Origin of the sequence: Flavobacterium cupreum, from assembly GCF_003996965.1 — a bacterium.
GTDB lineage: Bacteria > Bacteroidota > Bacteroidia > Flavobacteriales > Flavobacteriaceae > Flavobacterium > Flavobacterium cupreum.
The window spans coordinates 118,828-132,665 of sequence record NZ_QWDM01000011.1 but is presented as its reverse complement, the minus strand read 5'-3'; the positions used below and the strand labels follow the sequence as shown (position 1 = coordinate 132,665).

General features: G+C 39.2%; 11 protein-coding genes. 7 read left to right on the top strand and 4 right to left on the bottom strand.

Annotated features, from left to right (window positions below; all coding sequences use genetic code 11):
- Positions 1 to 118 precede the first annotated feature (118 nt).
- The 5 genes from D0817_RS16985 (at position 119) to D0817_RS16965 (ending at position 5,087) form a co-directional block, all read left to right on the top strand.
- Positions 119 to 1,162, top strand: coding sequence for a lipid A deacylase LpxR family protein (locus tag D0817_RS16985; protein WP_127339569.1), 1,044 nt, complete (start codon positions 119 to 121; stop codon positions 1,160 to 1,162).
- Positions 1,163 to 1,298: 136 nt separating this feature from the next.
- On the top strand, positions 1,299 to 2,519 hold the full coding sequence (locus D0817_RS16980) for a DUF763 domain-containing protein (RefSeq protein ID WP_127339568.1): 1,221 nt from the start codon (positions 1,299 to 1,301) through the stop codon (positions 2,517 to 2,519).
- Positions 2,520 to 2,697: 178 nt separating this feature from the next.
- Positions 2,698 to 3,966 (top strand): PQQ-dependent sugar dehydrogenase, encoded by a 1,269-nt coding sequence (locus D0817_RS16975; RefSeq protein WP_127339567.1) that lies wholly within the window; start codon positions 2,698 to 2,700, stop codon positions 3,964 to 3,966.
- Between the two features lie 159 nt (positions 3,967 to 4,125).
- Positions 4,126 to 4,617 carry a GNAT family N-acetyltransferase gene (locus tag D0817_RS16970; protein WP_127339566.1) on the top strand — a complete coding sequence of 164 codons (492 nt, stop codon included), beginning with the start codon at positions 4,126 to 4,128 and terminating at the stop codon, positions 4,615 to 4,617.
- Positions 4,614 to 5,087: a MarR family winged helix-turn-helix transcriptional regulator gene (locus D0817_RS16965; protein WP_127339565.1), complete on the top strand. Its 474-nt coding sequence runs from the start codon at positions 4,614 to 4,616 to the stop codon at positions 5,085 to 5,087. Before D0817_RS16970 ends, D0817_RS16965 begins: the two co-directional genes overlap by 4 nt.
- Positions 5,088 to 5,090: 3 nt before the next feature.
- On the opposite strand, the gene D0817_RS16960 is transcribed toward D0817_RS16965, so the two are convergent.
- A complete protein-coding gene (locus D0817_RS16960; RefSeq protein ID WP_202866490.1) occupies positions 5,091 to 5,447 on the bottom strand; it encodes a winged helix-turn-helix transcriptional regulator in 357 nt (118 codons plus the stop codon).
- Between the two features lie 108 nt (positions 5,448 to 5,555).
- On the opposite strand from D0817_RS16960, the gene D0817_RS16955 reads away from it, so the two are divergent.
- Both D0817_RS16955 and D0817_RS16950 read left to right on the top strand, forming a co-directional pair.
- Positions 5,556 to 6,188, top strand: coding sequence for an NAD(P)H-dependent oxidoreductase (locus tag D0817_RS16955; protein WP_127339564.1), 633 nt, complete (start codon positions 5,556 to 5,558; stop codon positions 6,186 to 6,188).
- Between the two features lie 669 nt (positions 6,189 to 6,857).
- The gene (locus D0817_RS16950) at positions 6,858 to 7,697 is read left to right on the top strand and encodes an alpha/beta fold hydrolase (RefSeq protein ID WP_127339563.1); all 840 of its coding nucleotides are present in this window, start codon (positions 6,858 to 6,860) and stop codon (positions 7,695 to 7,697) included.
- Between the two features lie 27 nt (positions 7,698 to 7,724).
- Here the strand turns inward: D0817_RS16950 and D0817_RS16945 are convergent, their stop codons facing one another.
- The 3 genes from D0817_RS16945 to D0817_RS16935 form a co-directional block, all read right to left on the bottom strand.
- Positions 7,725 to 8,780: a sialidase family protein gene (locus D0817_RS16945; RefSeq protein ID WP_238160899.1), complete on the bottom strand. Its 1,056-nt coding sequence runs from the start codon at positions 8,778 to 8,780 to the stop codon at positions 7,725 to 7,727.
- Between the two features lie 224 nt (positions 8,781 to 9,004).
- Positions 9,005 to 10,588: a SusD/RagB family nutrient-binding outer membrane lipoprotein gene (locus D0817_RS16940; RefSeq protein ID WP_127339562.1), complete on the bottom strand. Its 1,584-nt coding sequence runs from the start codon at positions 10,586 to 10,588 to the stop codon at positions 9,005 to 9,007.
- A 17-nt stretch (positions 10,589 to 10,605) separates the two neighbouring features.
- Positions 10,606 to 13,701, bottom strand: coding sequence for a SusC/RagA family TonB-linked outer membrane protein (locus D0817_RS16935; RefSeq protein ID WP_127339561.1), 3,096 nt, complete (start codon positions 13,699 to 13,701; stop codon positions 10,606 to 10,608).
- Between the last annotated feature and the right edge of the window lie 137 nt (positions 13,702 to 13,838).

The window sequence follows — 13,838 nt, the reverse complement described above, 5'->3', positions numbered from 1 at the left end:
TACTTTAAAGTTTGGGCTAATTTTAAAAATTGTACTCATTTTCTCTCTATTTTAGCATAAAGAAATAAATATCAAACCAAAGACACATCAACTACTTACCATATTAAAGCCTGATAATATGAATAGCAATTCCTTATTTCGTCCTGTATTATTGATCGTACTGCTGCTTTTTCTTTCTGATGTAAAGGCTCAGGGAAAGGGTTTTCAGGTACTCTTTACCACTGAAAATGATTTTTTAGCCATTAATAATAAAGATGAAAATTATACCGGAAGTGCCAAATTAGAAGTGCAGTTTGCTGAACTGGTAAAATGGTTTCCTTTTTTTAAATACAAAAAACCGGAAGAATCACTGACGATTCAGCACATTGGCATTGGAGGAACAGCGTACACACCCCAAAATTTAGCAGCATCAGAACCTATAACCAACGACAGGCCTTACGCTTCCCTCATGTTCCTGAATTTCGGAAACACTTCCTATAATCTGGTCACGGGAGCCGTGTTGCAAAGTGAAATTGTCATTGGTGCCATAGGTACTTCCCTGCCCGGCAATGCACAATCTTACATTCATAAACATCATTGGTTCGGATCCACACGGGATGTGCCCATGGGCTGGGACAATCAGATAGGATACAAAGGATCTTTTATTTTTAATTATAATGCACGACTGGAGTATCCCGTCTTTGCGGGACTTAATCCCGATGGAAAATGCAGCTGGCTCCAATTGCGTTTGCGTGCCGGAGCAGAAGCCGGAAACTATACTGCCAATGTAAAAGGAGGAGTAAAAATAAATCTGTTTAATCTAAACAGCGGCATTATGCAGGACTATTCTCCCAGTGTTCCGGGCACTTTTCTAAAAAAAACAAATCTTATTTTTCCTGCCATCCGAATGAATGTTTTTATCACACCTGAAATCAGGGCTGTGGCTTACAACGCTACGTTAGAAGGGTTACTGTTCAGCGATCACAGCATTTATAAAATTCCGCATAGCGATGTCAATCGCATTGTATTTGATGTTAGTGCCGGAGTAAATCTATTGATCAAAGACCGGTTTTATTTAAAATATGCCCTATACGGAAGAAGCAGGGAATATAGCGGAGGTAAAGATTTTCATTACTGGGGCGGCATTTCACTGGGATATTCTCCGGCCCGATGGAATCGATAGGAAATGTTCCTGGCAAGACCTATTTTCCTTTTAACAAAAACCTTCAAATTCATCCTTTCCTGTCTAAAACCGGATAATCCTTTAACAGCTTTCCCTTCTCTTTTTTTGTAATTTTACAGCCATCCAAATCTTCTCTATGAAACGTTCCGGTACGGCAGATCTTCCTTTACATTATGGACATGTTCCTTTATGGCTCGCTGACCGTATGTCAAAACTTGGCTTTGCGATCGTCGAGACCATTGCCATGGAATTTTCAACCTCTGAAGTTATCAGCAAGCTGAGCAATCCGTTCTGGTTTCAGAGTTTTGGGGCAGTTATGGGCATGGACTGGCACTCTTCGGGAATAACGACTTCGGTTTTGGGTGCTTTAAAAAAATCCGTCAATCCACATTCAAAAGAACTCGGAATTTATATCTGTGGCGGAAAAGGCAAACATTCCATGCTCACTCCGAAAGAACTTTTGTTTGTAGGCGAAAGAACCGGGCTTGACGGTAATGATCTGGCGAATTGCAGCAGGCTTACTGCCAAAGTAGACAACACGGCCATTCAGGATGGTTTTCAGTTGTACCAGCATAATTTTATTGTGGATAATAAAGGACAATGGGCGGTGATCCAGCAGGGAATGAACCCGAATTCCAAAACGGCCAGAAGATACCACTGGCATTCCCAGGATTTAAAATCCTTTATCAACGAACCTCATACCTTTATCTATGGCGAAAATCAGGGTTCCATCCTTAATCTTACCGCCGGAACCGCAGAGAAATCCAGGGCTGGTATTTTAGAATTATCGAAAGAATCCCCGACCAAAATCATGAAGGAAATGCAGCATCTCTCTATGCCGTCCCATCACGATGTCAGAATGGAAGATGTTAATATGAAACGACTCGGTGCCATGTTATGGGCGACACACGAAAACAAACCGAAAGATTTTGAGGAACTGCTGCTTCTAAAAGGAATGGGACCAAGAGCCTTACAATCCTTAGCCTTAGTAAGCGAAATTATTTACGGAACACCAACACGTTTTGAGGATCCTGCCCGCTTTTCTTTTGCGCACGGCGGAAAAGACGGTCATCCTTTCCCCGTTCCGTTAAAGATTTACGATGAAACAATTACGACTTTACAAAGAGCAATTAACCGTGCCAAAATTGGCAACAGTGATAAAGTCGATGCGATTCGAAAATTATCTGAAATTTCCCGAAACGCAGAAGAAGGTTTTACCCCAAATACTAATTTTGATGCTTTGATTCAAAAAGAAAGAAACGAATCACATCTCTACGGTGGAAGAACTATTTTTGGCGAGGCCAAACCTCCAAAAACCAAACCTGCAAATCCAGGAAATCAGTTAGAATTGTTTTAGTTTTTTAAAATTTAGAAAAACTAAAAACCGTAATACACTCATAAACAGATCTGTATTTTCAATTTTAACACCCTTCTTACCCCAAACATGGGAATTATGTAAATCACAAAATAATAAAATTATCTTAAAGAGGGTTATATTTATATTGCCTTAATTTTAACATTAAAAAATTTACATTATGAAAAACCCATTTCTAAAAAAGCAGAATATTTTCGTATATCTTTCTGTTTTATTCTTAGCACTTACCCAGTTATCCTGCAATAATGACGATAACAATAATGATGGTGATGACGACGATGATGTACCTGTCGGGACACTTCCTCCGGTAGAAACGAAACCTGCAAACTCCACTTATGCTCCGGCATTTAAAGGACAAACCAGAATTGCCGGGATAAAAACCGAAACAGCTTATACCAGTAAAGTTTTTGCAGAAGGTCTGACCAATCCATGGGGAATGGATAATTTACCTGACGGAAGAATTATAGTAACTCAAAAAGCAGGTACCATGAGAATTGTTACTCAGTCCGGAACTGTTGGCGCTGCGATTACCGGAATATTACCTGTAAATAATGCAGAACAGGGAGGTTTACTTGATGTTGCCGTTGATCCTGCCTTTGCAACGAACAGAATGATCTATTGGAGTTATGCTTTTCAGGGAAGTGGCGGGACTGCTACCGCTGTTGCAAAAGGAAAATTGTCTGCTGATGAAACCAAAATCGAAGGTGCCGTTACAATCTATAAAGCTATTCCGGAATTTAACAGTGCAAAACACTATGGCTCACGTTTAGTCTGGGATGCACAGGGAAATCTTTTTGTGAGTACAGGAGAACGTTCTGAACTGGAATCAAGACCTTTGGCTCAAAAGTTAGATGCTGCTCTGGGTAAAATTGTACGTATTACCAAAAACGGTGAACCTGCTGCGGGAAATCCTTTTATCGGACAAACTGGAGTTTTGCCTGAAATTTATTCCTACGGACACAGAAATCCTCAGGGACTTGCCATACATCCTGTAACCGGAGAACTTTGGGAGTCAGAACATGGTCCGCTTGGAGGTGATGAAATCAACAGAGTTGCAGCTGGCAAAAATTACGGCTGGCCAACCATTACCTATGGTCTTGAATACAGCGGTGCAAAAATCGGGGATGGTATTACAACCAAAAGCGGTATGGAACAACCGGTTTATTACTGGGATCCTGTAGTTTCGCCAAGCGGAATTACTTTTTACTCAGGAAATTTAATTCCGGAGTGGAAAAATAATTTATTTGCTGCTGCATTAAGCGGTCAGCATGTGGTACGACTTGTACTTAAAGACAATGTGGTAGTGGCCGAAGAAAGATTACTTACAGCTGCCAACAGCCGTTTTAGAGATGTCTTAGAAGGAAAAGACGGCGCTTTGTATGCTGTTACAGATGGTGCAAATGCTAAAATCTATAAAATTGCAAAATAAGAAGAACAATTTATCAGAGATGAAGAATGAAGTTTTTCATCTTTGATCAATGACCATAATCATTAACTGAAAAGTCTTTTTATGTACTTTTCAGTTTTTTTATTTGGATATATGTATTCAACTACGTAGTTTTGTACCTATATCTAATCTGAAATAAAAATGGAAATAAAACTTATCCAGAATGAATATGAAAAAGAAATCGTTGATTTGATTTTAAATATTCAGCAGAAGGAATTCAATGTGCCGATTACCCTTGAAGATCAGCCCGATTTATTAAACATCAAAGACTTTTATTTCGAGTCGGGAGGCTGTTTCCTGGGTGCTTTTATTGATGGAAAACTGGTGGGGACTATAGCTTTGGTAAAATTCAGTGCAGAAGCCGGAGCCATCAGAAAGATGTTTGTGCGAAAAGAATTCAGAGGAAAAGAATATAGTATCGCCCAGCAACTATTGGAACAATTAATACAATATAGTGAAGAAAACGGCTTAAAAAACTTATATTTAGGAACCGTTACTATATTACAGGCTGCATTGCGATTTTATGAAAGGAATAATTTCATTACCATCCCAAAAGAAACACTACCGGATGATTTTCCAATAATGAGACCTGACAATGTGTTCTGTCACTTACAACTAAATCAGACCAAATGAATATAATTGATGAAATAGGAACTCTTGCGCTGTCAACCCGATTACAGCGCTTAAGTGAGCAATTGCGTAAAGATGGTGCTTTGGTTTATAAATCTTTTGATATTGATTTTGAGCCTAAGTGGTTTCCTGTAATTTATACTTTACATATCAAAGAAATGCTGAGCGTGGTTGAAATTGCAAACGAAATTGGTTATTCTCACCCTTCGACGATCAGTTTACTGAAAGAGCTTGAAAAACTAAAAATCATCAGTTCTAAAAAAGATAAATCAGACGAGCGAAAAAGATTAATTGTGCTGACTCCAAAAGGAAAAGAACTGGTTGAAAAAATGCAGCCGGTGTGGACGGTCATGAAAAACACGCTGGCCGAAATTGCTGATAACCAAAACAATCTTTTAAAAGCCATCGAAGAAGCCGAACAAAAATTAGCGACACAAGGCTTTTTTCAGCGTGTTTCGGAGCGCAGCAGGTAAATATTACAGTTTACCTGTTATTTTTTTTCTATGGTTGTGACCCCATTTTGCCAGTGATTCGATCACTTCTTTTAAGGTATGCCCATATTCCGTCAGCTCATATTCGACCGTTATGGGCTGTGTGTTTAAAACCGTTCGCGTTACTAATTGGTTTTCTTCCAGATTTTTGAGTTCCCTGCTCAGCATCTTACCCGAAATGCCTTCCACTTCCCTTAAAAGATCGGTAAATCGTAAAGTATTAAAACAAAGGGAAGCAATAATCGAAATCTTCCATCTTCCGTTGAGAATATCCATGGCATCGTGCACAGCCATGATGTTTTTGTTGCATTTTTGCTGGTCGTGTTCTGGCTCTTTTATCATAGTATGTTAGTTAGTTACCCCGATGTCACAGTTACTTTTGGTAATCAGATGACAAAAATAAACTTAAAGTCTTTACTTTTGACAGGAATTTTAAACTTTAATAAAAATATGGCCTTAATAGAAGCACTTCAGTGGCGTTATGCTACCAAAAAAATGAACGGACAAATTGTTCCGCAGGAGAAATTAGATTATATCCTTGAAGCAGCAAAACTAGCTCCTTCCTCATCCGGTTTACAGCCTTATCAGATTTTCGTAATTTCGAATAAAGAATTACAGGAAAAAATCAGGGCTGTCGGTTTTGACCAGAGTCAGATTACTGATGCATCGCATGTATTGGTTTTCGCAGCCTGGGATAGCTATTCTTTGGAAAAAATTTCAGCGGTATTCGACAGAACCGTTAAAGAAAGAGGATTACCGGCAGAAGCCATGGACGATTATAAAAAAATGCTTTGGGGAATGTACGAGCCTCTTGGTCAGGAATGGCATGCTATTCATGCAGCAAAACAAGCTTATATTTCGTTTGGTCTTGCCATCGCTGCCGCTGCTGAGCAAAAAGTTGATGCGACTCCTATGGAAGGGTTTGTGCCTGCTGAAGTAGATAAATTATTAGGCCTGAACGAACTTGGTCTTAAAAGTGCTGTCATTCTTACGCTTGGTTACAGAGATGAGGCAAACGACTGGCTGGTAAACATGAAAAAAGTGAGAACTCCACAAAATGAATTCATAACAGAAATTAAATAACTACTGATTTCTGCTTTATTAAAAATGCTTTTGAAATTGCTTACACGGCACTTTCAGAGGCATTTTTTTTATTTATCAGTTTAGCTCAGGACCACTGTTATCCGAATTCTATGTATTTTAAAACATTGTCCGAATCTAAAGGTTATTTTTTCAATATGACTTGAATTGCCTCCTGCTTTAGCTGGAGGTTCAAATGAACTCCTTTCAAGGCTTTAGCCAAATAAAACTATAGGTCTCAATTCAAAACTCTTTTCGGAATTCGGCTAAAGCCAGCACTGCCTTATTAGAACCTCCGGCTAAAGCCGGAGGCTATTAATTTTATATCTAACACCACGCCAGACCCGATTAAAGCAGCAACTTAACAAAATCAAAACACTGAATTACAATTACTTAATATTTGTTTATTAAATATTTTACTATATTTAAACAATTTTGATTTTTCCTTGACAATACATGAAATATCAATAAAAAATAGCGAAATACCATTATTCAAAAAGTAGTAAAAGCTGCAATATCCCCATTTTACACGTTCTTCTATCTGGTCTGATCTTTGTCTGATTCGATGATCGTTAAATCAACCAGAAAAACTGAGCAGTAAGGATTTTATTTTTTCAGGAGAAATCCCCTTTAAAAACCGACTCATCTTTTTCCAATCTTTATAATATAATTATGAAAAAATTTTATGAAACAGAGACCCATTTTGCTGATACGGGCGATCGAAAGATTGCATATCGTTCGTATGGCAAAGGAAAAACGATCATTTTTGTAAACCGTTTCCGAGGAACTCTTGATACCTGGGATCCTTTATTCATTACAATGATGGCTAAACGATTTAATGTCATCACTTTCGATTACTCCGGAATTGGTTCTTCCGGCGGGACTATGGCGCCCGACATTGCGATTGTAGCGAAGGACATTAAAGATCTTGCCGACTGGCTGAAGCTGGGCACTTTTATGGTTTTAGGATGGTCTTACGGCGGACTGGTCGCTCAGGCCGCTACTTTATTGTATCCGAATCTGGTCACTCATGCTATTTTGCTGGGAACCAATCCTCCGGGTCAAAATGAGGTTCCGTTTGAGCAGGCTTTTCTGGATGCTGCCCTAAAACCACTCAATGATTTTGAGGATGAAGTCGTTTTGTTTTTCGAACCGAAATCAGAAAGAAGCCGCGCCGCTGCAAAAGCTTCGCACGAAAGGATTCATAAAAAAATAGATGTCAAAAAGATTCCTTCGACTATGGATGTTTTTCAGGTGTATTTCGCAGGTGGAGACGGTTTTCGGGAAGATGTTTTAAACTTTAGGGAACAGCTTAAAAAAACAAAAACACCGGTGCTGGTTATTTCGGGAGATCATGACATTAGTTTTGCGGTAGAAAACTGGTATCCTGTCATTAATCAAATGGTTAATGCACAGCTGATCGTCTATTCTGAAACGGGTCACGGACCGCAGCATCAATATCCGGAACTGACTACCAAATACATCATTAATTTTGTGAAATATATGCATTAAAAAAGAGGAAGTTACCGCTTCCCCTTTTTATTCAAATGACGTCAAATGTGACATGTTTGATATATTTTCTGTTGTAGGTATACAAAACGTGAATTTTTCCGTCTGTGGTCTGTATAATGGCGGGATAACTGAACTCTCCACCCTTCTGGTTTTCGAGATCAAAGAGCTTTTCCATACCATTCCGTCTGAAGAATATTCCACGTCCAGGATATTACGTCCGTTAAACCAGTCTTTTCCCTGCGGCAATGGATTATTGACCAGTAAAAAAGCTTTTTTGGATAACGTTAAAGCATCAATTCCTGAATTGGAATTTACCACATTGAGACTATCCGTTTCCGCCCAGTTTTTTCCATTGTCTTTTGACCAGCTTGTTATTATTTTATTGTGTTTGCTTCGCGATAACATCTGAATCGTGCTATTGGAGTGCACTAAAAACGTGGGCTGAATTACATCAAACTGTTTTTTGTCTTCCACCGCTATTTTCTCCCAGGTATCGGTTGCTTCTGTGTACGTTTCTACATGTACCCGCCATTGGTTGTTTTCGGTACTTTCTGTACTGCTGCCGCATAAAATAACGCCAGGAACCACCTCAACTGGTTTGTTTTTGATTGGACCGAGAATTCCTTCGGGCAGGTACTTTGCGGCACTCCAGGTCGCTCCATTATCTTTCGACGTAATGATGGCGCCGAACCATTCTCTCGGATTTTTTCCGACTTTATAAAACAAATACAAATGATCACTTTTGCTTTTGAATAATACCGGATTCCAGCACGGCAACGTATCACCTTTGATAAGGGCAGGCTGAATCAGATTCTGAGGTACGGACCATTTTTTGTCTTTATACAGCGAAAAATAAATTCCCACGTCTTTTGCGCCTTCATATTTCCCACCAAACCACGCCGCCATAAGCTGATTGGGCTTAATTTCGACAAGAGTTGCCGCATGGCTGTTATGGGTAACAGGTTCGGCGGCAATATAAGTGTCCGTGATATTTGCTGCCTGCAAGTTTTTCTTCGGTACGGAAGTACAGGAAACACCAAGCGCCAGAAATAGAATTACTATAGGTTTACATTTTAAAATCATTTTTAATTTATATTTTCAGTTTCTGAGGTTTCAAGTTTCATGTTTCAGGTTTCAAGTTTCATGTTTCAAGTTTTCACCCACATCTCCCATTTTCTCATTCTCAAATTATCTCATTCTCAAATTATCTCATTATCACATTATCACCAAATAGCAAAAGGAGAGTTACCTCTCCTTTTTGCCTTGTTAAGTAACGAATCCCTTAAACTAAACTTTACTTAAACTGCTTATTTTGTATCCCACCAAAGTTTGGTTCCTCCGGAATCAGGACCACCCAATTTTGAGATAGCATCTCTTACGGCATCTCTGTTTGATGAATATTCATTGGTTACAAAGATGACACGTTTCATTAAGCTTTTCCCTACTCCGGCGTCCAGGTTGTCTGTATTCAATACCGGGTAAATAACTTTTGCATCACTTCTTCGTAAGTCAGCCCATGCTTCCCAGGATTCAGGGAATATTGCTAAATATTTCTGAACTGCAATTTGTGTACGCTGGTTCGCTACAGAAGCATCCCATGCTACAGGAAGTGTTACAGGAACAGTTTGTAAACCTAATGTTGGATACGTTGCTGCCACATTTGGCACGCTTGGTTTAGAGGTTCCTGAGATATAGTTACTGATAGTGGTGGCATCAGTTATCCCCCATTGTCTCAATGATAAAGCGATACCCTGCTCGTACAGGCTTTGCGCAGTACCGCTCATGTTCCATCCGTTCAATGCACCTTCGGCTCTGCTTAAATAGTTTTCAGAAGCCATGAAGACTTCAATGTTTTTGGTTTCACTAAGACTTCCATTAGCACCACTTCCTAATACGTCATTATTGAACATAGAGAATTTAGTAGTTCCAAACTGGCCTTGTAAACCTCCAACCGGTCTTCCCTGATACACACCTGTATCAATTGGAGAGAACCATTTTGCCAATCTTGGATCACCATATCCTACCAAAAGACTTTCCATTGAAGCGGTCATATAATACCCCCAGGCATTTACAATCATATTCATGTTGTTTGGGGTAATATTACTCACTTTAAAAGTAGCACTTTGCTCATTCGTTTCTATAACACCTGCCGCTACTGCAGCTTCCGCCTGAGTTTTTGCTTTTGCAGGATCAATATCCGAAATTCTCAAGGCCAATCGAAGTCTAAGACTGTTTCCGAATTTTTTCCAGTTTTGTACATTTCCGGAATATATTCTGTCATTAGGCTGAAGTGTACCCACTGTTGTTGCCGAAGTAGCATTTAAGGTAGCATTTGCTTCGTCTAACAGTTTAAAAAAGTCTGCATAAATAAATTCTACACTATCATAAGGCACTTTTTCCTTATTGTTCCCTGCTTCTGTGTAAGGAATCGGACCGTAAGCGTCTGTCATTTGATTGTACATGAATACTTTCCAGATTTTTAATACGGCAAGAGCGTCAGCATTTCCTGCAGATGCTTTGATCGCATTGTTTAAGGCCGGTACCGCAACGGTGTAGAATCTCAACCATCCGCGTCCTTCATAACCATTTACAAATGCATTTCTTTCTGTACCATATCCACAGCTTAAATATTGTGTAAAAGTAGAAGGCAAGATACCTGTTGCAATACCCCAGGTTCCCTGATCATCTACTCCCGGTGAAGAGTAAGATCCGTTGTGGATTCCGGCATACAATGCTGAGGCAAATGCGGGACCTGCAAGAGTAGGATCTAACTGATCTTCCGTCAACGTATTTTTGTTGGTGTTTATCTCATCAAAATCTTGTGTACAGCTTGAAAAAACACAGAGCATCGACATGACCACTCCTATTGTTTTAATTCTATTATTTTTCATATTTTCTCTTTTTTAAATTAAAATCCAAACTTCACATTCACACCATATTCTCTCGTTGAAGGAATATTGAAAGACTCGATACCCTGTAAGTTACCTGTACCCGCTCCTGCTTCAGGATCAAAGTATTTCGCTTCGTTTAAGAAGAAAAATAAATTTCTGCCCACTATTGAGAAATCGATATTAGCAAAACCACTGTTCAACAACATACGTTTTGGCAATGAATAACCAAATACAAGTTCTCTTAATCGGATGTTTGTCGCATCGTAAATAAAAGGCTCTGCTACCGGTGTTCTTTGGCCGATGGCTGTCCAGTATTGTTCAGCTGTAATACTTGTCGTATTTTGAGAATACGTTCCGTTTCCATTCGAAACCACACCAGGTACCACAATACCACCTTCTCTTCCGGCTAAAGTTACATCACTTACTCCTAAGCCGGCTTCTCTTGCCTGACTATAAGAAATCACTTCTCCTCCAATTCTGAAATCCACAAGGAAACTTAGCGAAAAATCTTTGTATCTGAAATTATTTTTAAAACCAGCGGTCCAGTCCGGATTGAAATTACCGGCACGAACGCTAAAATCATCTGTTGCCAAAGGGATACCTGCAGCGTTTACAATAATCTGACCGTCAGGGCTTCTTTGGAATCCTTTGATGTATAAATCTCCGTACTCTCCTCCTTTGATTACTTTACTTCTCACTAACCTTCCTTCACCAATAACCAATTCTTCTCTGTTATCGTAAATAGACGTAATTTTTGATTTATAAGACGCGTAATTCGCCATAATATCCCAGGAGAAATTTTCGGTCTGGATTGGTGTTGCCGTAAGAGTCAGCTCGATACCTTTGTTTTCGATGTCACCACCGTTTAACACTGCTCTTGATTTTGAAGAAGATTCAGGCGTATTGATATAGAAAATCTGATCTGAAGTTTTGGTCTGGAAATACGTAAAATCTAATCCCAAACGGTTTTTAAAAAATCTCACGTCTGCACCAAACTCTGTAGAACTTGACATTTCAGGTCTAAGGTTAGGATTTGCAGCTGTAGTCTGAGAATATAACATACCACCGTTACCACCAATATAAGATAATTGTGAACTTGTCTGATAAGGATCTGTATCATTACCCACTTTTGCGTAAGAACCTCTTATTTTAGTAAAGCTGATCACTTCCGGCAAAGTGACCATATCTGATAGTACAGCAGAAAGACCTACTGAAGGATAAAAGAATGATCTGTTTTGTGACGGTAATGCAGAAGACCAGTCATTTCTTGCTGTTAAATCTAAGAACAGGTAATTTCTGAATCCGATTTGAGAAAACCCGTAAACGGAATTAACTTGTTTTTCTGACATGGTTGAAACAGACTGAACTGTCGCTACATTGATCAAAGAAAAATAGTTTCTTTTACTTAAAACCCCACCGGAATTTAATGCTGAGCTGGATTGTTTCAACATGTTGGCACCGGCATTAAGACCAATTGTAAAATCGCCGAATGTTTCTTTGTACGAAAGTAATGCATCTGTATTAAACTCACTTACGGTTTCATATGACTCACTATAGGAACCTAAGTTGTTGTTAAATGCTCTTGTTGCATATCTGTTTCTGACTAATTTATTCGTCATTTGATCTAAACCGGTTCTCACCTGTAGGCTTAACGTATTTGTAAGGTCATATTTAAGAGAGGCAAGACCAATAAATCTGTTTCTTTTGTCTTTACGGGAATCATCACGTAAGGCAGACCAGTATGGATTTCCACCAGGAGAACCTGCTTCGTCTATGAAATAGTTTTGTTGCAATTGTCCTGCAGCATCCGTGTATTCAAAATCTTTGTACTCGTTAAACTTAATACTACGAGGCAATAAATAAGCAGAGGTACCAATAGACTCTTCACCGGTTCTTAATAAATTATCGATGTTCTGAACGATGTAGTTTGTTTTTACATCCAAAGAAAGTTTGTCTGATAATTTACTGGTCAGTCTTAGGTTCAGGTTATGTCTGTCTAAAGCATTACCGCCCACAATACCTTCTGCACGAGTGTTTGTGTAAGAGAAATATCCCTGAGCTTTTTCATTTCCTGTGGTAACAGACAGGGTATTAGCAAGGTTATACCCTGTTTTATAAAAGTCAATAACATTATCCGGTTGTGGTGTATAACTTGTAGTTGCCGGACCTGCGTAATTAGGATTACGGGCTAATTGCCAGGCTGAAACCTGACGTCCGTCCAGTTTTGCTCCCCAGCTTGATACAGAAATCGGATTGTAAACTCCTCCGTCTCCCTGACCGTATTCGTTTTGGAAATTGGTTAAGTTATAAGCGGAAGAAGCCATAAAATTAGAAGACAAGGAAATCGAAGTTTTTCCAGCTTTACCCGATTTAGTCGTAATGATAATAACACCATTACTCGCTCTGTTTCCGTAAAGAGCTGCTGCAGAAGGTCCTTTAAGAACCGTCATAGAAGCAATATCTTCCGGGTTGATGTTCGAAATACCATCAGGCTGAGTGGTTCCTCCCGTATCAATATCAGGATTACCAGTGGTAGTTCCGTTACTGATTGGCACACCATCCACTACATAAAGCGGCTGGTTGTTCCCATTAAGGGATCTATTTCCCCTAAGTGTTATTCTTGATGAACTTCCAACCCCGTTTGAAGTAGTCGAGAAGTTAAGACCTGCAACTTTACCGGAAAGTGAGTTGGCAACGTTTAGTGATCTTGCTTCTGAAAGCTCATCTACAGCAATATTCTGCGCAGAATAAGTAATCGATTTTTTCTCTCTTTTAATACCAAGAGCGGTTACGACTACCTCGCCTAACTGGTTGGTGTCTGCGCCCATCGTAACATTGAGGGTAGTCTGAGTTCCAACAGGGATTTCTTTTGTAGCTGAGCCTACATAAGAGAATACTAATACTGCTGACTGGTTTGGAACATTAATACTGTACTTCCCATCAAAATCTGTTGACACACTGGCTTTTGTTCCTTTTACCACAACATTCGCTCCCGGGATTGGAATTCCGCTGGAAGCATCTGTGATAGTCCCTTTTACTGTTGTTTGTGCCTGCAGACTTTGAAATCCGAACAGGCAAACTACCAACAGTAATTTTAGTACATCTTTAATCATATAGTTGTTTTTTGAGTTAATAACATGTTAAATTTAATAATAGGGTTTGTTAACTAATCATTATTTCGACAAATGACAATTTTGAAAAGGTGTACGTTACACATTTATAAAAACCCTCATTTTTTCATAGTTAAAAT

Bases quoted from the DNA above. Each gene is read 5' to 3' on its own strand.
- D0817_RS16985 (WP_127339569.1), top strand. From the start codon at position 119: ATGAATAGCAATTCCTTATTTCGTCCTGTATTATTGATCGTACTGCTG.
- D0817_RS16980 (WP_127339568.1), top strand. From the start codon at position 1,299: ATGAAACGTTCCGGTACGGCAGATCTTCCTTTACATTATGGACATGTT.
- D0817_RS16975 (WP_127339567.1), top strand. From the start codon at position 2,698: ATGAAAAACCCATTTCTAAAAAAGCAGAATATTTTCGTATATCTTTCT.
- D0817_RS16970 (WP_127339566.1), top strand. From the start codon at position 4,126: ATGGAAATAAAACTTATCCAGAATGAATATGAAAAAGAAATCGTTGAT.
- D0817_RS16965 (WP_127339565.1), top strand. From the start codon at position 4,614: ATGAATATAATTGATGAAATAGGAACTCTTGCGCTGTCAACCCGATTA.
- D0817_RS16960 (WP_202866490.1), bottom strand. From the start codon at position 5,447: ATGATAAAAGAGCCAGAACACGACCAGCAAAAATGCAACAAAAACATC.
- D0817_RS16955 (WP_127339564.1), top strand. From the start codon at position 5,556: ATGGCCTTAATAGAAGCACTTCAGTGGCGTTATGCTACCAAAAAAATG.
- D0817_RS16950 (WP_127339563.1), top strand. From the start codon at position 6,858: ATGAAAAAATTTTATGAAACAGAGACCCATTTTGCTGATACGGGCGAT.
- D0817_RS16945 (WP_238160899.1), bottom strand. From the start codon at position 8,780: ATGATTTTAAAATGTAAACCTATAGTAATTCTATTTCTGGCGCTTGGT.
- D0817_RS16940 (WP_127339562.1), bottom strand. From the start codon at position 10,588: ATGAAAAATAATAGAATTAAAACAATAGGAGTGGTCATGTCGATGCTC.
- D0817_RS16935 (WP_127339561.1), bottom strand. From the start codon at position 13,701: ATGATTAAAGATGTACTAAAATTACTGTTGGTAGTTTGCCTGTTCGGA.